Annotated in this window: 16 protein-coding genes; 5 read left to right on the top strand and 11 right to left on the bottom strand. The window is 65.5% G+C overall.

Annotated features, from left to right (window positions below):
• Positions 1-67 precede the first annotated feature (67 nt).
• The 3 genes from RBT42_RS05170 to RBT42_RS05180 form a co-directional block, all read right to left on the bottom strand.
• Positions 68-1,657, bottom strand: a complete 1,590-nt coding sequence (locus RBT42_RS05170) for a diguanylate cyclase domain-containing protein (protein WP_320362804.1) — start codon at positions 1,655-1,657, stop codon at positions 68-70.
• A 106-nt stretch (positions 1,658-1,763) separates the two neighbouring features.
• The gene (locus RBT42_RS05175; RefSeq protein WP_320362805.1) at positions 1,764-2,048 is read right to left on the bottom strand and encodes a DUF3567 domain-containing protein; all 285 of its coding nucleotides are present in this window, start codon (positions 2,046-2,048) and stop codon (positions 1,764-1,766) included.
• Positions 2,049-2,394: 346 nt separating this feature from the next.
• Positions 2,395-3,003, bottom strand: a complete 609-nt coding sequence (locus tag RBT42_RS05180; RefSeq protein ID WP_320362806.1) for a glutathione peroxidase — start codon at positions 3,001-3,003, stop codon at positions 2,395-2,397.
• 288 nt (positions 3,004-3,291) lie between these two features.
• Between RBT42_RS05180 and codB the strand changes: the two genes are divergently transcribed.
• Genes codB through codA form a run of 3 tightly spaced genes read left to right on the top strand, consistent with a single transcriptional unit; the run spans position 3,292 to position 7,066 of the window.
• Positions 3,292-4,572 (top strand): cytosine permease, encoded by a 1,281-nt coding sequence (gene codB, locus RBT42_RS05185; RefSeq protein ID WP_320362807.1) that lies wholly within the window; start codon positions 3,292-3,294, stop codon positions 4,570-4,572.
• Complete coding sequence (locus RBT42_RS05190; protein ID WP_320362808.1) at positions 4,569-5,822, top strand: PucR family transcriptional regulator; 1,254 nt, start codon at positions 4,569-4,571, stop codon at positions 5,820-5,822. Before codB ends, RBT42_RS05190 begins: the two co-directional genes overlap by 4 nt.
• Entirely contained in the window at positions 5,819-7,066 is a 1,248-nt protein-coding gene (codA, locus tag RBT42_RS05195) for a cytosine deaminase (RefSeq protein ID WP_320362809.1), read from the top strand. Before RBT42_RS05190 ends, codA begins: the two co-directional genes overlap by 4 nt.
• A gap of 101 nt (positions 7,067-7,167) precedes the next feature.
• On the opposite strand, the gene RBT42_RS05200 is transcribed toward codA, so the two are convergent.
• From RBT42_RS05200 to RBT42_RS05230, 8 genes are all read right to left on the bottom strand, one after another.
• Positions 7,168-9,156: a DUF2235 domain-containing protein gene (locus RBT42_RS05200; RefSeq protein WP_320362810.1), complete on the bottom strand. Its 1,989-nt coding sequence runs from the start codon at positions 9,154-9,156 to the stop codon at positions 7,168-7,170.
• Positions 9,128-9,763 carry a DUF3304 domain-containing protein gene (locus RBT42_RS16490; RefSeq protein ID WP_413785856.1) on the bottom strand — a complete coding sequence of 212 codons (636 nt, stop codon included), beginning with the start codon at positions 9,761-9,763 and terminating at the stop codon, positions 9,128-9,130. Before RBT42_RS16490 ends, RBT42_RS05200 begins: the two co-directional genes overlap by 29 nt.
• Positions 9,760-10,692 carry a DUF4123 domain-containing protein gene (locus RBT42_RS05205; protein WP_320362811.1) on the bottom strand — a complete coding sequence of 311 codons (933 nt, stop codon included), beginning with the start codon at positions 10,690-10,692 and terminating at the stop codon, positions 9,760-9,762. The genes RBT42_RS16490 and RBT42_RS05205 overlap by 4 nt, the downstream gene beginning before the upstream one ends.
• Positions 10,632-13,706 carry a type VI secretion system Vgr family protein gene (locus tag RBT42_RS05210; protein WP_320362812.1) on the bottom strand — a complete coding sequence of 1,025 codons (3,075 nt, stop codon included), beginning with the start codon at positions 13,704-13,706 and terminating at the stop codon, positions 10,632-10,634. The genes RBT42_RS05205 and RBT42_RS05210 overlap by 61 nt, the downstream gene beginning before the upstream one ends.
• A gap of 102 nt (positions 13,707-13,808) precedes the next feature.
• Positions 13,809-14,882 carry a CaiB/BaiF CoA-transferase family protein gene (locus RBT42_RS05215; protein WP_320362813.1) on the bottom strand — a complete coding sequence of 358 codons (1,074 nt, stop codon included), beginning with the start codon at positions 14,880-14,882 and terminating at the stop codon, positions 13,809-13,811.
• Positions 14,879-17,038 (bottom strand): 3-hydroxyacyl-CoA dehydrogenase NAD-binding domain-containing protein, encoded by a 2,160-nt coding sequence (locus RBT42_RS05220; protein ID WP_320362814.1) that lies wholly within the window; start codon positions 17,036-17,038, stop codon positions 14,879-14,881. Before RBT42_RS05220 ends, RBT42_RS05215 begins: the two co-directional genes overlap by 4 nt.
• A gap of 17 nt (positions 17,039-17,055) precedes the next feature.
• A complete protein-coding gene (locus tag RBT42_RS05225; protein WP_320362815.1) occupies positions 17,056-18,261 on the bottom strand; it encodes an acetyl-CoA C-acetyltransferase in 1,206 nt (401 codons plus the stop codon).
• 163 nt (positions 18,262-18,424) lie between these two features.
• Positions 18,425-19,579: an acyl-CoA dehydrogenase family protein gene (locus tag RBT42_RS05230; RefSeq protein ID WP_320362816.1), complete on the bottom strand. Its 1,155-nt coding sequence runs from the start codon at positions 19,577-19,579 to the stop codon at positions 18,425-18,427.
• A gap of 280 nt (positions 19,580-19,859) precedes the next feature.
• On the opposite strand from RBT42_RS05230, the gene RBT42_RS05235 reads away from it, so the two are divergent.
• Both RBT42_RS05235 and RBT42_RS05240 read left to right on the top strand, forming a co-directional pair.
• Positions 19,860-20,501, top strand: coding sequence for a TetR/AcrR family transcriptional regulator (locus RBT42_RS05235; protein WP_320362817.1), 642 nt, complete (start codon positions 19,860-19,862; stop codon positions 20,499-20,501).
• A gap of 76 nt (positions 20,502-20,577) precedes the next feature.
• Complete coding sequence (locus RBT42_RS05240) at positions 20,578-21,267, top strand: VIT family protein (protein WP_320362818.1); 690 nt, start codon at positions 20,578-20,580, stop codon at positions 21,265-21,267.
• The last annotated feature ends 5 nt before the right edge of the window (positions 21,268-21,272 follow it).

Here is a 21,272-nt window from a genome sequence, read left to right on the forward strand (position 1 = left end):
CTTGTCGCCGATTTCGCACGGGCCAGTAGCCCATGCCACCGACCCGTGTTGATCCGTCACACGGAACCTAGGCGGGTCGGATGCCTCGGTAGAGTTGTTGGACTCTTTCGACTTCCTGGCGGCAGGCCGCCTCCAGCACCCACAGGCCCAGCTCCCCGATCAGGCCAAAGCGTTCTGCCACCGGGATGAAGGTGGCCGGGCTGACCAGGCCGCGCACCGGGTGCTGCCAGCGCAGCAGGGCTTCGACCCCGGACAGCTCACCGCTGCCCGCGCGCAACTTGGGCTGAAAGTGCAGCGTCAGTTCGTCACGGGCGATGGCGTGGCGCAGGTCGCGCTGCAAGGCCACCTGGTCCACCCCCACCTGGTCTTCGCCACTGCGGTGAAAACAGTACACGCCGCCACCCGCCCGGCGCGCGGTGAGCATGGCGTCGCTGGCGTGGCTCAGCAGCAAGCGGGCATTGAAGCTCTCCGGGTAGCGGGCGATGCCGATGGAGGCGCTGACCGTCAGCTCATGCCCGTCGATCAGGCAGGGCGCGTGCACGGCCGCCGACAGGCGCTGGGCCAGTTGCGCGAGTTCGTGCTCATCGGACCGGCCCGGCGAGAGCAGCAAGAACTCGTCGGATTCGGCCTGCGCCAGCACGTCGCCAGCGCGCAGGGCCGCCTGCAGACGCGGAGCCAGGTGGCGCAGGAGCTGATCGCCATGGGCATGGCCGTAGGTCTCGGTCAGCGTGCGCACCCCATCGACATGCAGGCGCATCACGCACAAGGGCCCGACCGCCGGAGCGCTGGCGTCCTCGAAGCGCTGATGCAGCAGGCGCTCGAAGCCGGCGCGGTTGAGCAGCCCCGTCAGCGGGTCGTGTTGCGCAGCGGCGTCCAGCGCGGCCTGGGCAGCCTGCAGCGAGTCGGCCAGCGCCTGCTGGCGCCGCTGCGCACGGGCATCGAGCCTCATGCTCAGGTGCCCCATGATCAGCAGCAGCATCACAGCGCCGAACAGCACCTGCACCAGGCCCTCGCCCGCGAGGTGCTCGACGCTCAGGCTCTCGGCCCCGGTCGGCACCTGCATGGCCCACGCCATGCACACCTGACCCGCGTTGAACAAGGCGCTGACACCCAGCACCAACAGACAGCGCCGCCACCAGGGCGGCTCGGCGGCCAGGCTGCGGCGCAGGGCCAGCGAGCCCAGCAGGCAGCCCGCCAGGGTCAGGAGCAGGGCCCCGATCAGGCGCCCCACATCCCAGGCAACGCTGGGCTGGAACACGATGGCCGAGGCATGGATGAAAGTCAGCAGGCACAGGCCCACGGCGATCAGCACCCCGCCGATGAAGCGCAGGCGCAGCGGCAGGTGCAGACGACTCTGCATCCCGATGGCGGCCGCACTGATGACGACCGCCGGCATCCAGGCGGCCAGCACCACCGGGGCCACGAAGCCCACCCGGATGGGCAGCTGCAGGGCGGCCAGGTTGAGCAGGGCCTGTGCCCAAAAGCCCGTGCCCACGCACAGCGCGCCGCCCAACCACCAGCCCAGGCCGGCATCACGGTCGTTGCGACGCACACAGCGCACCACCGTTCCTTGCAGGAACAGGGCGTAGAAGCCGAGCGCCCAGCCCAGGAGCAGGGTCGACAGCTGGAAGTGGGCGTCCAGGTAGGGCGGTGACATGCGGGAGAGCCTTAAAGGTTCCGCAGTCTAGGCAGGAGGCGGTGGTACCGTCATGGGCACTCACCCCAGCTGCGAGGGGCGGCGAGCCACCCCGCGCGCATTTTCGTTAATGCATCACGACTGGTTGCTGCGCCATCCCGGCGAAGCGTTCCAGATAAGCGTCGAAGTCTTCGCTGCTGTGCGCGGCCTCGATCAGGGCATCGACCCCTTCCTTGAAGGACTCGGCCAGCGCGCCTTCGATGAACAGCTCCTTGCGTGCGTGCTTGTCGACGATCTCATAGCCGCCGCGCGTCAGGCTGGGGGTGCTCCCCACCGAGGCGGACGCCCCCACTGCCGGCAGCATGTCGATCTGCACCACGGCGTAGCTGTCAGAGTTGTAGAGCATGTGCATGGACGTGACTCCTGTGTGATCCATCTGGGTCATCAGATAGGGCGCAAACCCTCACCTGCAAGACCATCATGGGTCTTTCTTCGACGCTTTCACCCCCTGGCTTGACGATGCGCCCCCAGGAAATCGGCCCGGCCGTGTCCAAGTGCACAGTCTTTGGGGTGGGGGGCCTGCGGCGCACCTCCCCCCTGAGAGGGATGTGGCGCACCGCCCATCCGCACTACAGTTACGCCCAGTGCTGTCACGCGGTTCTGCTCAGCGGAACGTCAGGGAGAGACAAGAAAAACAGACAACACACCACAATGGCCCTGTCGGTCCCCGGCAGGGCCATTTTTTTCATGGTGAACGATCAGGGGCGCGCCGCCAGGGCCTGCTCGATGTCAGCCACCAGACTGCGACTGTCAGGGGCGGTGAGGCTGTTGTAGGCCTCGACCGTGCGCCCATCCCGGGCGATCAGGTACTTGTAGAAGTTCCATTTGGGGGTGGTCCCCGACAGCTTGGCCAACTCGGCGAACAGCGGGTTGGCCTGCGCGCCCTTGACGCTGCTCTTGGCAAACATCGGGAACTTCACGCCAAAGGTGTTGGCGCAAAACTCGGCAATCTGCTGGCCCGAGTCGGGCTCTTGCTGACCGAAGTCATTGGACGGAAAGCCCAGCACCACCAAACCTCGTCCTTTGTACTTCGCGTACAAATCCTCCAGCCCCTTGTACTGCGATGTGAAGCTGCAGTAGCTGGCCGTGTTGACCACCAGGATCACCTGCCCGCTGTACTGGCACAGCGACTGGGGCTTCTCGTCTTGCAGGCGAGGAAAGGTCTTGTTGAGCAGGGCCGGACACGTGCTGGACGCCGGCGCGGCGATGCCTGCCGGTGCGGCCTGGGCCACGCACCCTGCCGCAGCGAAGCCCAGCAGGGTGAAAGACAGCATCCAGGGACGCAAGGACAAGGCAGTGTTGAACATGGCGGGCACTTGGTGAGACGGGAGGTCACAGCTTACCGCGCGCGCAAGGCCCCACACCGAAGTCGGGCTTGCCTGCACCGATGCGAGGCGTCGTCAGGCGAGGCCGCCTGCGCTTGGTGCGTCCCCAGCGAGGAGCGCCCTCACGACGTCGTCGGTCGCTGCGCGACTTGTGCATGGTGCACAAAACCACTTGTGACAGGTGAACGGTGACACGCGCAGCACCGCCGACGTGGGCCATGGCACAGGGTTTGCACTGTGAGCGGTGTCCCACCCAACCGGAGTCACCCCATGGCCCAAGCCCCCGACCTCGATCACGACTACCCTCTCAGTGAAGTTCCACCCGGCGCCCGCAAGGGGCTGCTGTCGACCTCCATCCTCTTGTTTGGCTTCACCTTCTTCACGGCCACCATGTTTGCCGGCGGCAAGATGGGCATGGCCTTCGACTTCAAGACGCTCATCTGGGCGGCCATCGCGGGCAACCTGCTGCTGGGCCTGTATGCCGCGGTGCTCAGCCTGATCGCCTGCCGCAGCGGGCTCAACTCCGTGCTGATGGGGCGCTTCTGCTTTGGCGAAACCGGCAGCAAGCTGTCGGACTTCCTGCTGGGATTCACCCAGATCGGCTGGTACGCCTGGGGCACCGCCACCATCGCGCTGGTGCTGGTCAAGATGCTGTCCCTGCCCAGCAGCTGGACCATCCCGCTGATGGTGCTGTTCGGCTTCGGCTTCAGCCTGACGGCCTTCATCGGCTACAAGGGTCTGGACATGCTGTCGCGCGTGGCCGTGCCCGCCATGCTCGCGCTGCTGGCCTGGTCGCTGTGGATCGCCACACGGGATGCGGGGGGCCTCCAAGGCCTGCTCGCCATCCAGCCCAAGGAAAGCATGAGCTGGCACATGGCCATCACCCTGGTGTTTGGCACCTTCGTCAGCGGCGCCACCCAGGCCACCAACTGGACGCGCTTTGCCCGTGATGGCAAGACCGCCGTGCTCTCCAGCCTGGTCGGCTTTTTCATCGGCAATGGCCTGATGATCGTCGTCGGGGCCTATGGCGCCATGGTCTACCAGCAGCCCGATGTCGTCGAGGTGATGGTGCTGCAAGGCCTGTCGATCGCCGCCGTGGTGATGCTGTTCCTGAACCTGTGGACCACCCAGGACAACACCATCTACAACTTCGCGGCGGCCGGCTGCAACCTGCTGCGCCAGGATCGCCGTGGCACCATCACCCTGGCCGGGGCCGGCATCGGCACCCTGCTGGCAATCGCCGGGATGTCGGACATGCTGATCCCCTTCCTGATCCTGCTGGGCTCGATCATCCCGCCCATCGGCGGCGTGATCATGGCCGACTTCTTCCATGGCCACAAAGGCCGCTACCCGCAACTCAGCACCACCACCCTGCCCCGCTTCAACGGCGTCGGCCTGGGCGCCTATGCCATCGGTGCCGTGTGTGCCTACGTCTCACCCTGGGTGGCGCCGCTGGTGGGCATCGGCGTGGCCGCGCTCAGCTATGTCGTGCTGTTCGAAATCCAGCGCGTGCGCATCGCCCGTCAGCAACTGGGCAGTGTCAGCGCATGAGCCTGAGCATCCGTGATGTGTTGCTCCTGCCCCGGCTCCAGGCCATGCGCCTGCGAGCTGGGCAGGCGGGTGAGCACCACACCGTCCGCTGGCCCTATGTGGCCGAGAACGAATCGATCACCGAATGGGTGCTGGGCGGCGAGCTGGTCTTCGTGACTGGCATCAACCAGCACCGCAGCGAGGCCAACCTGTGCCAACTGGTGCGTGAAGCCCACGGGCGACGCTGTGCCGGCCTGGTGATCCTGACCGGCCCCGACTACATCCGCGAGATCCCCTCCAGCGTGCTGCACGAGGCCGATCGCCTGGGTCTGCCCCTGATCGAGCAGCCGTATGCGCTGCCCATGATCGTGGTCACCGAGGCCATCGGCTCGGCCCTGGTGCAAGCCCAATGGCTGGGCAGCTCGCGCCAGCAGTTCATCGAGCACCTGCTGGAGGGCCACCTGGCCGACGACGCCGTGCGCGCACACCGGGCCGCCAGCCTGGCCATCGACTTGCGTCAGCCCCGTCAGGTGCTGGTGCTGACCTTGGGCGGCAGCGCGGCCCTGTTCCGCTCGTACGCGCCAGAGATGGCAGAGACGCTGCTGCAGGCCTTCCGCCAACAGGTGCTCTCGCGCCTGAACCGCGCCCTGACCGAACTGGGCGAGCCGTGGCCCGTGGTCAGCCAGGCCGAACAGTGGCTGGCCTTGCTGCCGGTGCCCCCGGCCGAATCGGCCGAGCAGGCGGCGCGCAACCGCAGCGTCGTGGAGCAGCTCTTGCACACGCTCAACGACGGCGACACACCCTTGCGGGTGTTCGGCGGCCTGAGCGCCATCTGCCCCCAAGCCCGCGACCTGCCGCGCGGCCTGACCCAAGCCCGCCAGGCCCTGGTGGCGGCCCAGTCCTTTCCGGAACGGCTGGGCCTGTGTTGCTTTGACGAACTCGGCGTGCTGGAATTGCTGGTGGCGATCCGCGACCGCAGCCTGCTGGACCGCTTCGTGCAAACCACCCTGGGCCCGTTGCTGCAGCACGATCAGAGCCACCATGCGGCCCTGACGCCGACGCTGGAAGCCTGGACCCAGGCCAATGGCAACCTGGTGGCGGCCGCACAGCGCCTGAACGTGCACCGCAACACCCTGAACTACCGCATGCAACAGATCCAGAACCTGACCCACCTGGACCTCAACGACGCCCAACACCGCCTGAACATCGCGATGGCCCTGATGATCTGGCGACTGTCGCCCCACCAATCTCACACACGTCCCCTGCCATGAACCACCTCTTCAACGCCCGCCTGCGTGGCCGCACCGGTCTGTTCACCTTGCGCTGGATCGACGGCCGCATCAGCGCCATCGAGGCACAAGCCGACACCCTGGCGCCGTCCGAGGCCGCCCCGGACGGTTTCGACGCCGCCGGCAAGCTGGTGATCCCGCCCCTGGTCGAGCCACACATCCACCTGGACGCCACCCTGACCGCCGGCGAGCCGAACTGGAACCTCAGCGGCACCCTGTTCGAAGGCATCGAACGCTGGGCCGAGCGCAAGGCCCTGGTCACGGCCGAGGACACCAAATCCCGCGCGCACCGCACCATCCGCATGCTGGCCGCCCACGGCATCCAGCACGTGCGCACCCACGTCGACGTGACCGAGCCGGGACTGGGTACGCTCAAGGCCATGCTGGAGGTACGCGACGAGGCCCGCGATCTGGTCGATCTGCAGGTCGTGGCCTTCCCCCAAGAAGGCATCGAATCGTTCGCCAACGGCCGTGCGCTGATGAGCGAGGCCGTGGAGATGGGCGTGGACGTGGTGGGCGGCATCCCCCACTTCGAGAACACCCGCGACCAGGGCGTCTCGTCCCTGCACTTTCTGATGGACCTGGCCGAGCGCCACGACCGCCTGGTGGACGTGCACTGCGACGAGACCGACGACCCGCACTCACGCTTCCTGGAGGTGCTGGCGGAGGTGACGCGCGTGAAAGGCATGGGCGCGCGCGTGACGGCCAGCCACACCACGGCCATGGGCTCGTACGACAACGCTTACTGCTACAAGCTGTTCCGGCTGCTGAAGCAAGCGGGGCTGAGCTTCATTTCCTGCCCCACCGAGAGCATCCACCTGCAAGGCCGCTTTGACAGCTACCCTAAGCGCCGCGGGCTGACGCGCGTGCCCGAGCTGGACCGCGCTGGGTTGAACGTGTGCTTTGCGCAGGACTCCATCGTGGACCCCTGGTATCCGCTGGGCAATGGCAACATCCTGCGCATCCTGGACGCGGGGCTGCACATCTGCCACATGCTGGGCTATGAAGACCTGCAGCGTGCGCTGGACTTCGTGACCGACCACAGCGCGCGTGCGATGGCCTTGGGCGAGGGCTATGGCCTGGAAGTGGGCCGCCCGGCCAACCTGGTGCTGCTGTCAGCGGAGAACGACTACGAGGTGCTGCGCACGCAAGGGCATGCGCTGCTGTCGGTGCGGCATGGGAAGGTGGTGGTGCGCCGGACGGTGGGGGAGGTGGTGTGGGGGTGAGGCAGCGGCAGATCAGCTGACCGGCTCGGCTGCCTTGCTGCCTTCACCGATACTGAGTTGACAGATGCAGGCCAACAACAACCCAAGCAGAGCAAAGCAACTCAGGTCGCAGGCACCTGCGCTTCATCAACCGGCAGTTGCGCGATGTATGAACTGGGGTTGTCCACTGCTCGTACAGGACGATGGTTGGCGTACTTCAACTCGTCATCGCCACCGATGTAGCAACACCGCGGATCAGAAGGCAGCGTCACATCTTTGGCAAAACCGGCGAGCGAATCGTGAACGAAAGCATCAAAGAACTGGATGACCTTGGCGTCTGTCAAGCCCTTGCCATGCAGAAACTCGTCGTCATGAGCCTCAAGGAGCGCTTGGTAATGAGGCCTCACCGGTAGGGCACTGCGTTGCGCCTGCTTCTTCAAGAAGGCCACATCTTTCATCAACTGACGATCATAGGCATCCAGATTCCCCACCAGCTCACCATCATGACTGGGCAAGGTCCGCAATTTGGCGCGTTCGCGCAGATAGGGGTCATTGAGCGTATCAAAACGCTCCTTGGCAGCAAGGTAAGCGTCATATTCAGCTTGGCTTTCATGACCGGGTGCGGCCATGGTGGCCAACTGCCAAGCTGACTGCTTGCTCACCATCTCACGCTCCGCAGCACGGCGCTGTGGATCATTTTCCAGGGTCTGGATGCGAGCTTCGATGCCCTCTTTTTCTTTGCGATAGTTGGTTTCGCTCGAATCAATGCTGGGCGCGTCCTGCGCTCTCAGCTTCAGGCGGATCTTCCGGAAGCGCCACTTCAGATAGAGCTTACTGTGCGCCAGCAGCGACTCACCCAGCATGCCCCCCGTGAGTTCAGCATGCTTGATGGTTTCGTTGAAGTGCTCTTGCAGTTCGGGGTCGAATGCGAAATCAGCCTGGCTGGAGGCCGCATCGAGCGAAAGCAACGGCACACCGACGAGCACCGCTTCGTCATACATCTTGCGCAAAGGGATCTTGCTGAGCATGAACTGGCCAATCATGCTCTTGCCCCCCTCGCCTGGCCGGTATCCACCACCCACATTGGAGTGAGCGCCGGGATAAACGATTTCCTCAGCGTTGTCAGGTAGCTTCCGGCCATCCCAGATGGTGTCCAACGGAAAGGAGTTGCGGATCTCGTTCATCGCAATCAGGTGAACCGTGCGCTTGACCACCGGTGGTACACGCAGGTTGCCTGCCCAACCCTGATGGCCATCCCAGGGGTTAGGCGTGGGGTCAGCACCAGCTGCATGACCGAAAGCCTGCGCCGCCAAGCCACTGCGGCCATCTTTTCGGCGCGAATTGAGCGTGGGCTCCAAGTCGCGCCACTTCTTGGCCAGGAACAAGGAATTCAGACCCGCACTGGCTGGAATACCAACCGAAGCAACCGTGTCAAACAGCCCCAAAAACTCGATGCTGAATGGCTTGCCCACCTCGGGCCAAATATACTGCTTTGGGACTTCTTGGTTTGATTGACAGCGCTCCTGAATGCGGCGCGCAAATGCCCGAGCCAGCGTGGCGCCGCGCGAGAAGCCAAACAGGTAGATCTGAATCGTCTCGATCTTGTCGACCGAATGACGGTCGATGGTTTCATCCAGCCATTTCATGGCCTTGTCCAAGCGGGCGTCACCGTAGCGTGCAAAGGCCGCACCGTCGTCGTCACCGATGTCACCGATGTCGCGGAAGTAGGTGCCTAGGCCTGGAATGTAGTGTTTGTAGATCCCTTGATCTTCTACATCCTTGGGGTAGGCAAGAAACAGCCGCGCCACGTTGCTATGTTCATCAGTGTCGAGATCAGCGTCCAGGTTGTTGCCCGTACCATCGAAAAAGAAGCCGATCTTCAGCTTGAGCCGACAGGTGTAAGCCAGTGGCTGATGGAGCAGGCGGCATTGCATGGCCTTGGCCTGCTCTAACAGGCTGAGGCCACCATCCGGCGCGGCAGGTGCCAGCGCAACCGGTGCATGTAAAGTCTGACTGGCTGATGCGCTGGCCATCAACCCCGTCAGGTTGTACTTGAGTGCGGGGCCTGCTTGGCTTTTTCCTTCACTGGTTACGGTGTTTAAGTTGATCATCGGTGCAGTCTGGGTAGGTGTGTTGTACCCCGGGGCGCAAACCCCGGTGATCATCGGGCAAGACCATCCTGGGACGTGAATGTCCCTGGGTAATGGCCGCCTCGACGTGCCCGTCAGGGAAGATGTGCACTTCCAGAGCGCGTGGCTTGCCTTGCGACAGGTCAACAGCCAGAGCCTCGGCTTCTCTCCACAAGCTAATTCTTTGGTTGTAGAAACGCTGACCGTACGGGTAAGGGTTCGGCTCGTTCCACATGCAATACGCCGCAACCCACCGTATCTTCAACCTGATAGGCAGTGGTGAGCCTTTGCTAAATGATGCGCAACACACTGACCCTCCACCACCTGAGGTAGGCCCGCTGACATACAGGTTCCCCCCGCCCTGTCCATCAACAGTGAAACTATGGATGTAGTCGTCGGTGTAGTTATAGCCCTGAATGAGCAGCGACTTGGCGTCCACGGTCAGGCGAGCCTCAGGCGGCAGAACAACAGGACGGGAAGACGGCACTTGGGCCTGGCTACATCCCATGATCAGCAACAAAGGAGACGCGCAGGTGACCACTCGCAACCATGCGAACCGGTGACATGACACCAGGGATATGTACTTCATGTCTGCGTCTCCACCGTGGCGTTTTCAATCACCTGCAAAAGCCCCATGTGCTGCTGAGCCATCTCCGCCACCCAAGGTGCCCACTCGGGCCTCTGATGAAACCCTTCACCCAGCTTGAGCGTGAGCACCCCGACCATGACCTTGTCAGCCAGTCCATCAAGGTGCCACGAAGCTGCCAGGCTCAAGCACTGTCGCGTCAGCTTCACCCGCTGTTTCGCCGTCAACTGCATGAATTCAATCGGGGCAGCACGCGCCAGTTCCGGCATGACTTGATCGATTTCTGAGGCTGCCAGCAACGTGGCGAACTGTTGGTCATTCAACAACAGAGGTGCGTCGAAAGCATCAACGTCACCGGCATGGGTCAATGCGACACCTTGCAGAGCGTGGTTTCGGTCAAGGTACAGCCACTCGTGCCCCAACGCCAAGAACGCATGACGTTGAGTCTGATTCAAAACCTGCGTCAGTTCGGGCAACACACGGGGGTCGAAGTGCCGCAACAGGACCGGATGGGTGTCAGGCAGTTCAGCTTCAGCGCGGCGACGCAGACGATCAGCCAAGCTGTTCAAAGGCAAGTTGCTGACGAGCCAGGTCACTGCAGGTCCGCGCAAGGCCCACTCGCAGGTGCGAGCCTCCAACCGTGATGAGACATCCTCGGGCAGGGACAGCAGCCACGGCGTGGCGAGCAGGGCATCGGGTCGCTCATCTCGCAACACCGACACGGCGCCAGCCTTGCGGATTTCGCTATGGATGCGAGGCGCCTGGTCAAGGTGAGACAACCCTGCCATGTCGATCAAAGCAAAAACTGAGTGGCCTGGTGGACGCGTATCTATGCGCGCACGCAGCGTAGAAGCCAATGAATCCACCATGCTCAGCCCCGCTTGGCAAAGGGTGAGCCCGATTTGGCGGCGTTCAGCAAGCAGCTCACGCACACCGATTGAGGCATGTCAGGCATCCGCCACCCCATCGTCCCCGGCCCCACCATCGCCTTCTTGCTGGCCTTGACCGTGATCTTCCCCGGACACTGCGCCGTGAACTGGCCACTTTCAATGGTGATGCTCGCGCCGCCCGACACCGCCAGCACGACCTTCTTGGCCGCGGCGATGTTGACCACGCCACTGGCCGTCTTCAACTCCAGCGTCTGCTTGGCCGCCACTTGCGCAGGACCAGCTTGCGCCTGCAGGTCGATGGGACCTTGCGCGGCGATCATCGTCAGGCCTTTGCCCGCCGCCTCACCGCCCGGCTGGATGGCCCCAGCCAGCACGCCAATGGCCTGCCCGGTCTGAATCCGAGCCTGCCCACCCACGGCCCAATGCATGTCTTGCCCGCAGTCGATCTGAGTGGTGTCCTGGCTGCTCAGGTGCAGGTCCTGCCCCGCCGTCAGGCCGATGCCGGCTTTGCCGATGAGGGCAATGTCGGGGTCGGCCATGTGGGGCACCTTGTCGGCGCCACCTTGGGTGAGCTTGTGAGCGGCGTCGGCTTGCGCATTGGAGAGGCTGGTGGTGCTGACCATGCCGCTCAGGCTCTTGGTCAGGGCGGCCGCGGGTGCAGCCTGATTATCGAGGGCGCTCTGGCCGGCTTGCTGGCTACCGGCTGCGGTCGCCAAGCCCACAGTCTGGTGGGTGGTGGCCGCCTGGTGGAAGGTCTGGCTCAGTTGCTGGGCTTGCTTGGCCAGGGCCATGCCGGGGGCGTTGTCACCTGCGGGCTCAGGCGTCTGCCCCTGTCCATCACGCAGGCTGAAGGTGCTGAGCATGATGCCGCGCGCGGCGCGCAAGCCGCCCCAACCGTCGGTGCGCAGCTCGAAGCCCAGACCACGGAAGCTGCCGCGGTGGTTGTCGGCCTGGTGCAGCAGGTGGCCCATTTGCAGCCAGGTCTGGTGCTGGGTGCTATGAAGTTGGGCACGCAGCTGGCCAGGGGTGTCGTCGAGCACAAGCTGGTTGTGACCGCTGCCGCCAAATTCCTTGCTCTTGACACCACTGAGCGCCGCGGCGTTGGCCTGGCCTTCACTGCCTTCGGTGGTGGCGCCCGGTGCGGCGCCGTGCCAGGCCGGACTGTGGCCGCCGCTGCCGCTGTTGACGAGGCTCATCTGGCTGCTGGGGCGGTGGTCGCTGGACGCGGTCAGAGCCGCAGTGTCAGGCTCACCTACTGCGCCACCCGGCGTGGGTGCGATGCCGGACTCGCCTCGTCCGTTGTAGAGGCTGGCGATCACCACCGGGCGGTCGATGTCGTTGCCCAGGAAGCCGACCAGCACCTCCTGCCCGATGCGGGGAGTGAACTGGTGGCCGCCGCCAGCCGTGGCGGCGCGCTGTACGACGCGCACCCAGCAGCTGTGGTCGCTGTTGGCGCGTTGCGACGCAAAGGGGTTGGCCTGCCAGTGAAACTTGACCTTAATGCGGCCCAGCGCATCGGTATGCAGTTCGTCGGCGCCTTGGGCGCTGGTCTGGCCCTGGGGGCCGACGACGATGGCGGTTTGCGGCCCCAAGGCGGTGGGGCGCGGACGGGGGCGTGCGCCGGTGCCGTCCAGTAGCACCGAGCGCCAGGGCACCTTGCGGCGCAGGGCCTGGAACTGGCAGGCGTAACCGGTGCGCTCGGCGCGTTCGCGCAGGGCTTGGGTGTCGGCCGCTGTGTCGGTAGTGGCATCGGGCTCGATGGCCTGCTCGGCGCCCTCCTCCATGCCCAGCGCAGCGGGCAACGCCGCCTCACCCAGGCTGCGCGCAATCGCTTCGCTGAGGTCTTTGGGCAGGTTGTTGATGCCCAGAGCGTGCACGCGGGTGAAGAAGAAGTCCTTGTCACTCTCGGCCTGACCGAACTGCGCCAGCGGGTCGAGGGTGGACTGGGTGACGGCCGCCCAGGTGCCAGCCCGCAAGGTGCGCACCGTGCCACGACCCAGCCAGCGCTTGTAGCGCGCCTCCAGCGCCTCTTGCAGGCGGGTGGCGGCGAACTGGGCTTCGGCGCTGTTGCCCCAGATGAAGTCGCCGCTGGGGTCGTAGCTGCTCAGCCAGCTTTGCAGGCTGCTGGCTTCGGTGCCGCCCCATTGGTGCGCGGTGGGCACCTCGGCGCTGATGACGGCGTGAGCCTTGTAGTCCCAGCCTTGCACCACCGTCGCGGTAGGGCCCAGTTCGCGCAAAGCGGCCAGCGCCTGGATGCTGTCTTGGGCCTCCTGGCTGCTGCTGCCGTGGAAGCGGATGCCACGTCCGCAGAGGCTGCTCTGGCTGGTGGGGTCTTGCGGCTGGCGGCGGCTGTCCACGAAGAAGACGACGCGGTGGCCACCGGGGGCCGCCTCGTCTTCTTCCACCCGCCAGCCAATGCCCTCTTCGGCCAGCAGGCGCTGGACAAAGGCCAGGTCGGTCTCGCGGTACTGAACGCAATAGCTGCGCTGGCCACCGTTGCGGGCAAACAGGCCCTGGGCCACATAGGCCAGCACGTCTTCGTCCCAATGCCAGGCGGCGATGCCTGCGTGGTCGGCGAACACGTCTTCCAGGATCTCGACCACGCTCTTGTCCTGCCAGACGCGGCTTTGCAGGCTGTGGCCGAGCAAGGCAATCCAGGGGCGCAGCAACAAGGCCTTGCGGGCCAGGCCGCCGTCGCTTTGCAGGGACCAGGCTTCGGTGACGTAGCCACTGCGGCGCGCCTGGCTGCCGTCGGCCAGGGTGGTCAGCAGGGTGACGGGACGGGCGTAGAGCTGTTTCAGCTCGACATGGGCGTCGAGCACCAGCGTGTTGATGTACAGGGCAAAGGGTTCGGAGACCGCATCGTGCAGCACGAAGCTCTCGACCATCAGGTCTGCGGGCAGCGCGCGCTCACGGCTGGCCGATTCAAGATGGTAGAGACGGGTGTCGGTGTACCAGGCCGCGACCAGCTCGCGCCACAGCGGCGCAATGGACGATGGCAATGGCGGCAGCTCCGGCATGCCGGTCAGTTGACCGGGTCGGCCCGACAGAATCATGGTATCCCTGGGTGAAATTCGTTTGCCAGGGAGTCTAGGAGGGGGCTGCAGATGGCCATGCCCCCCTGATGGGGTGAATGTGCAACGGGCGGTAACGCAGCGTCAGGCGCCGGGCACCGCCTGCCAGGGCTGGACGCCCGTATCGCCCGCGAACAGCGGATGTGTCTCGGCCTCGGCCAGGGTCAGCACCGGGGTCACGCAGGCATCGGCCTCGGCGAAGCGCTCGGCCCAGACGGCCAGGGGCTGGGAGGCCACCAGCGCTGCTACCTCGTTGCGCAAGGCCAGCGCATCCGGCGTGCCAGGCAAGGCACCGCGCTGCCAGTGACGGTTGATCCAGTCGGGGCGGCCGAACACCTCGCAGGCGGCTCGCCAGAACTTGTGCTCCAGCGCACCCACAGCGAGGTGGCGGTCGTCAGCCGTGCGGTAGAGACGATAGCAAGGCAGGCCGCCGTTGAGCATGTCTTCGTCGGCCCCTGGGCGGTGGCCGAGCATCGGGGCCAGCAAGGCCGCCGTGGAGCGGGGCATGATCAGGTGTGCGTGCAGGCCGTGCGTCATGCTGACGTCGATGTGGCGACCCTGGCCGGTACGCTGCGCCGCGAACACCGCTGCCAGGATGGCGATGGTGGCCATGGCGCTGCCGCCAGCCAGGTCACCCCATTGCACATTGGACTGCGCCAGGCTGCCGTCAGGCGCACGCATCTGATCGAGGGCACCCGACAGGGCCATGAAGTTGAGGTCGTGGCCAGCCTTGTTCGCCCACGGGCCGGTTTGGCCATAACCGGTGATGGAGACCATGACCAGACGCGGGTTGCGGGCGTGCAGCGTGGCGGGATCCAGGCCCATGGAACTCAGGATACCCGGGCGAAAGCTGTCCACCATCACGTCGGCGGTAGCCAGCCAGTCGCGCAACTGCGCCAGGTCGTCGGACTGTCGAAAGTCGATGCGTTGGCAGGTCTTGCCGTGGTTCAGATTGTCGAACAGCGAGCCCAGTGCACGGGCCGGGTCACCCTCCGGCGGCTCGACCTTGAGGATGTCGGCCCCCAGGTCGGCCAGCATGCGGGTGCTGAACGGGCCGGGCAGGTTGCGCGTGAGGTCGATCACGCGCAGGCCGCTCAACAGCCCGTTCAGGCCGGTGCCCACGGGCAGGTTGGGCGCATCGGCGCGGGCACTCGTCACGCCACGTCCTCGAAGCGGCCGCCTTCTTGCGCCATCTTCACCACGATGGCGGCGGGCTCGAAGCGGGCGCCATGGCGCTGTGCCAGTTCACGCGAACGCGTGACGAAGGCCTGCGCGCCCATCGCGTTGATGAACTGCAGCGCACCGCCCTGGTGGGGCGCGAAGCCCCAGCCGAAGATCGAGCCGATGTTGGTGTCGGACACCGAACGCACGACCTTCTCCTCGTAGCAGCGCGCGGCTTCGTTGGCCTGGATGAACATCAGGCGGTCGATGATCTCCTGCTGGCTGGGCTGTTCGGCCTTGGGCGGATAGATCTCCAGCAGGCCGGGCCACAGGGTCTTGTCCTTGCCCTGGTAGTCGTACAGGCCCTGCCCGCTCTTCTTGCCGACGCGGCCCCGCACGCCACACACCTCTTGCAGCACGGCCTCACCGGGATGCGCCGGGTAGGCGATGCCTTCGGCGGCCAGGTCCTTGCGGGTCTGGGCCGAGATGTGCAGCGACAGGCTCAGCGACACCTCGTCTTGCAAGGCCAGCGGCGGCATGGGCATGCCGGCCTTCAGGCCGGCGACCTCGACGGAGCGCGGGTGCACGCCTTCGGCCACCATGGCCAGGCCTTCCATCACATAGGTGGCGAACACGCGCGAGGTGTAGAAGCCGCGCTTGTCGTTGACCACAATGGGGGTCTTGCCGCTCTGGAGCACGTAGTCGAAGCCACGCGCCAGGGTCTCATCGCTCGTTTCAGCGCCGACGATGATCTCGACCAGCGGCATCTTGTCGACCGGCGAGAAGAAGTGCAGACCGATGAAGTTGGCCGGACGCACGCTGGCCTTGGCCAGGCCGGTGATGGGCAGCGTAGAAGTGTTGGAAGCGAACACGGCATCTGCGGCGATGACGGCTTCAGTCTTCTGTGTGCAGGCGGCCTTGATGTCGCGGTCTTCGAACACCGCTTCGATGACCAGGTCGCAGCCCTTGAGGTCGTCGTACGAGGTGGTGGTCTGGATGCGGGCCAGCAGCGCATCGCGCTTCTCGGCGGTGCTGCGGCCGCGCGAGATGGCCTTGTCCAGGATGCCTTGCGAGTAGGCCTTGCCCTTGTCGGCGTTCTCTTGCGTGGTGTCGAGCAGCACAACGTCGATGCCGGCCTTGGCTGAGACGTAGGCGATGCCCGCCCCCATCATGCCGGCGCCCAGGATGCCGACCTTCTTCACTTTGGTCTCGGCGATGCCCTTGGGACGCGACTGGCCTTTCTTGATGGCGTTGAGCTGGTGCCACAGCGTGCCGATCATGTTCTTCGAGACCTGCGAGACAACGCAGGCAGCGAAGTAACGCGACTCGACCTGCGAGGCGGCATCGAAGTCCAGCAGGCAGCCCTCGAACAGGCAGCTCATGATGTGGGTGAGCGCGGGGTAGTTGCCGTGCGCCTTGGCGTTGGCCATGGACGGGGCAATGGCCAGCACCTGCACCACGGCCGGGCTCTTGCTGTCGCCACCGGGGATGCGGAAGCCCTTGGTGTCCCACGGCGCCGCGGCCTTGGGGTTGGCCAGGCACCAGGCCTTGGCTTTGGCAATGAGCTCATCGCGTGAGCTGGCCAGGTCGGTGACCAGGCCCATCTCCTTGGCTTTGGCAGCGGTCAGCTCCTTGCCCTGGGTGATGAGCTCCAGGCTCTTCTGGATGCCGATCAGGCGCGGCACGCGCTGGGTGCCGCCGCCACCGGGCAGCAGGCCCAGCTTGACTTCGGGCAGGCCGAGCTTGAGTTTTGGGTCGTTGAGGGCAATGCGGGCGTGGCAGGCCAGGGCCAGCTCCAGGCCGCCGCCCAGCGCGGTGCCGTTGAGGGCCGCGACGACCGGCTTGCCGCACTTTTCCATGCGGCGCAGCATGCCCTTGAGGCTTTCGCACAGCGCGTAGGCCTCGTCGGCCGAGGTGATCTGCGTGAGCTGGTCGATGTCGGCACCGACGATGAAGGTGGACTTGCCCGAGGTGATGACGAGGCCCTTGAGGGTGGCGTCGGTTTCCAGGCGGTGGACGAGTTCGGCGAAGGGCGCGGTCAGCGTCGGGTTCAGCACGTTCATGGCCCGGCCGGGCATGTCGATGGTGACCAGGCCGATGCCGTCGGCGTCGATGTCCAGGGTGAAGGCTTGCGCGTTGACGGATGTGGTCATGTTGGGTTGCCTCCGAATCAGACGCGTTCGATGATGGTGGCGATGCCCATGCCGGCACCGATGCACAGCGAGGCCAGCGCGGTGGACTTGCCGGTACGCTCCAGCTCGTCCAAGGCGGTGCCGAGGATGATGGCGCCCGTAGCGCCGAGCGGGTGGCCCATGGCGATGGCGCCGCCGTTGACGTTGACGCGGTCGAGCGAGACGCCCAGGTCACGCGCGGTCTTCATCGGCACGGTGGCGAAGGCTTCGTTGATTTCCCACAGGTCGATGTCGCTGGCCTGCATGCGGGCCTTGCCGAGCGCTTTGAGACAGGCGGGCGTGGGACCGGTCAGCATGATGGTGGGCTCGGAGCCGATGACCGCACACATGCGCACCTTGGCGCGCGGCTTGAGGCCGGCCTTGAGGCCTGCTTCCTTGCTGCCCAGCAGCACCAGGGCGGCGCCGTCGACGATGCCCGAAGAGTTACCGGCGTGGTGCACGTGGTGGATCTTTTCGATGGTGGTGTAGCGGTCGAGCGCGGTGGCGTCGAAGCCCATGGTGCCCATCATCTCGAAGGAGGGATTCAGCTTGGACAGCGACTCCACCGAAGTGCCAACGCGGATGGTTTCATCCTTCGCCAGCATCGTCATGCCATTGAGATCGGTGACGGGCACGACCGAGCGGTCGAAGCGGCCATCGGCTTGCGCGGCTGCGGCACGACGGTGCGACTCGGCGGCGAAGGCATCCAGATCCGAACGGCTGAAGCCTTCGAGCGTGGCGATCAGATCGGCGCTGACGCCTTGCGGGATGAAGCCCAGACCGGTGTTGACGCGCGGGTCCATGGCCCAGGCGCCCCCGTCGCTGCCCATGGGCCAGCGGCTCATGGACTCGACGCCGCCGGCGACCACCATGTCTTCCATGCCGGACATGATCTTGGCCGCAGCCAGGTTGACGGCTTCCAGGCCCGAGGCGCAAAAGCGCGACAGCGTGACGCCGGCAACCGATTCGGCCCAGCCGGCGTCGAGCACCGCGGTGCGCGCGATGTCGGCGCCCTGCTCGCCCACCGGCGTGACGCAGCCCAGCACCACGTCATCGACCAGCGAGGTGTCGAGGTGGTGGCGTTGTTGCAGCGCCTGCAGCAGCGTGCGCAGCAGCCACACCGGCGTGGCCTGGTGCAGGCTGCCGTCTTTCTTGCCTTTGCCGCGCGGCGTGCGCACGGTGTCGTAAATGTAGGCTTCGATCATGAACATTCCTTCGCAATGGGATTCGGACTCGGCTCGGTCTTTCGAACGGATGCAGCCGCGTCAGCGAGCGGGAGTGAGCCTGCGTTGAGAAGCGCAGCCGTACATGCCGTACGGCGAGCATCGCCAACGCAGGATCGCCCCGCGCAGCTCGCGGATGCACCGTTCAGAGGAAGCGAGAGGCGAGTTCCTTCATGATTTCGTTGGTGCCGCCGTAGATGCGCTGCACGCGGGCGTCGGCGTACAGGCGGGCGATCACGTATTCCTTCATGTAGCCGTAGCCGCCAAACAGCTGCAAGCATTCGTCGATCAGCTTGCACTGCTGGTCGGTGATCCAGTACTTGAGCAGCGCGGCGCGCTCCACGCCCAGTTCACCCTTGAGGTGAGACACCATGGCCGCGTCCACCATGGCGCGCGAGGCCATCAGGAGGGCCTGGCATTCGGCCAGCGTGAAGCGAGTGTTCTGGAAGTTGAAGATGGGCTTGCCGAAGGCCTGACGGTCCTTGGTGTAGGCCAGGGTTTCCTGCATGGCCAGCTCCATCGCGCCCACGCCACCCACAGCGACGATCAGTCGCTCTTGCGGCAGCTCCTGCATCAGCTGGAAGAAGCCCATGCCTTCTTGCAGGCCAAGCAGGTTTTCCTTGGGCACGACCACGTCGTCGAAGAACAGCTCGGAGGTGTCCTGCGCGTCCATGCCGATCTTGTCGAGGTTGCGGCCGCGGCGGAAACCGGTGACCTCGTCGGTCTCGACCACCAGCAGCGAGATGCCTTGCGCGCCCTTGGTCTTGTCGGTCTTGCAGACGACGACGATGAGGTTGGCAAGCTGGCCGTTGGTGATGAAGGTCTTGCTGCCGTTGATCTTGTAGGTGTCGCCCTCCAGCACCGCGGAGGTGCGCACACCTTGCAGGTCGGAGCCCGTGCCGGGCTCGGTCATGGCGATGGCGCCGATCAGCTCGCCGGTGGCCATCTTGGGCAGCCAGCGCTTTTTCTGCTCTTCGGTGCCGTAGTGCAGGATGTAGGGGGCGACGATGCCCGAGTGCAGCGAGCCGCCAAAGCCGGCCTGACCGGCCGCGGCCTGGGCCAGGATCAGGGCGGCTTCGTGGCCGAAGTCGCCACCGGCGCCGCCGTACTCTTCAGGCATGGAGGCGCACAGGAAGCCGTTGGCGCCGGCTTCGCGCCAGGCTTCGCGGTCCATCATGCCCTGGGCGCGCCAGGCTTCGTCCTTCGGACCCCACTGTTCTTTGAAGAAGCGTGTGGCCGACTCCAGCAGCATCTTGTGCTCGTCGGTCATCCAGGTGGATTCGAAGTTCTGAATGGGCATGAGGTCTCCTCAGGAAAAGCTGCGTGGACCGCTTGACGCGACGCCTTCCCCTCAGACCCTAGACGGTAATTTGAATTACCGTTGGTGGAAACCCGTAGAACAGACATCCTGGACGACAGATTTTGTCGCCTTGTCGCATGGAATGCCTTTGGGCATCGCGTCTGCGGCAGATGACCCATGTTGATCAAGGCGGCGTCGCAAGGCAAGAGGATTGGGCCTGATTCGGCGAACGATCGCTCATTTGGTAAGATGAATTACCAACTTGGAAAGCCGGATTCCCATGCCCGCCAGCACCCCCAGCGCTCCGCCGCCGCGCACCCACGAGGAGCGCCGCGCCATGCTCGCCACCATGCGCACCGACACGCTGCAGCGCATCGAAAAGGCGGTGTTGAGCCTGTTCTCCCAGCGCGACTTCCATGAGGTCAGCCTGATCGACGTGGCGCGCACGGCCCATGTGTCCCTGCAGACGATCTACAAGTACTTCGGCAGCAAGGAGGTGCTGGTGTACGCGATGCTCGACGTGATGCTGGGCCGCCTGGCCGAGCGCATGCTCGACCACCTGCAGGGCATCGACAACGTGCGCGAGCGCCTGCGCAAGACCTGCTGGGTGACGCTGGACTACATGGACAAGCACCCGGCCGTGATCCTGCTGCTGTTCACCGCGGTGCCGGTGTCACGCCACAACCAGATCGGCATTTATGAAAGCCCGGAGCTGATGGGGGCGTTTCGCGGCGTGCTGAAAGACGGGCAGGCGCGGGGGGTGCTCAACAACACCGTGTCCTCCAAGGTGCTGCTGGACGTGTTCATGGGCATCATCGGACGGGTGGTCCTGATGCACATCGTGCGCGGCGAGCGGCGTCCGCTGATCGAGCAGTTCGACGCGTTCTTCAACATCGTGTGGCGGGCGATGTCGGTCGAGTGAGGGCGGCGCACAATCAAGCCCTGCCGGGGCACGCCCCCACCGGCCGAGACCGCTCCCATCCACGAAGGACAGCCCCATGCGACACCTCGAACGACACCGAACCCACCGCGTGGGCTGGCTGCGCGCCGCCGTGCTGGGGGCCAACGACGGTATCGTCTCCACCGCGAGCCTGGTGCTCGGGGTGGCGGCGGCCGGCGCCGACCAGCCAGCCATCCTGGTCGCAGGCGTGGCAGGCCTGGTGGCAGGCGCCATGTCGATGGCGGCCGGGGAGTATGTGTCGGTCAGCTCACAGTCCGACACCGAGCAGGCCGACCTGGCGCGCGAACGGGAGGAGCTGGCCACGGACCCTGAGCACGAACACGCCGAACTGACGACCATTTACGTCCAGCGCGGCCTGGAGCCGGCCCTGGCCACCCAGGTGGCGACGCAGCTGATGCGCCACGACGCCCTGGGCGCGCACGCCCGGGACGAACTGGGCATCTCCGACACGCTGGCCGCGCGCCCGGTGCAAGCCGCCCTGGCCTCGGCCGCCACCTTTGCCATGGGCGCGGTCTTGCCGCTGCTGGTCGTGCTTCTGGCCCCGGCGGCGACCATCCTGTGGGCGGTGGCAGGCAGCTCGCTGCTGTTCCTGGCGCTGCTGGGCGCCTTGGCCGGCCGCGCTGGCGGGGCACCGATGGGAATGGCCGCCTGGCGGGTGACCTTCTGGGGCGCTTTGGCCATGGCCTTGACGGCCGGGGTCGGCGCCCTGTTCGGGGTGGCGGCCTGAGGCTG

This window comes from Aquabacterium sp., assembly GCF_034003525.1.
GTDB lineage: Bacteria > Pseudomonadota > Gammaproteobacteria > Burkholderiales > Burkholderiaceae_C > Aquabacterium.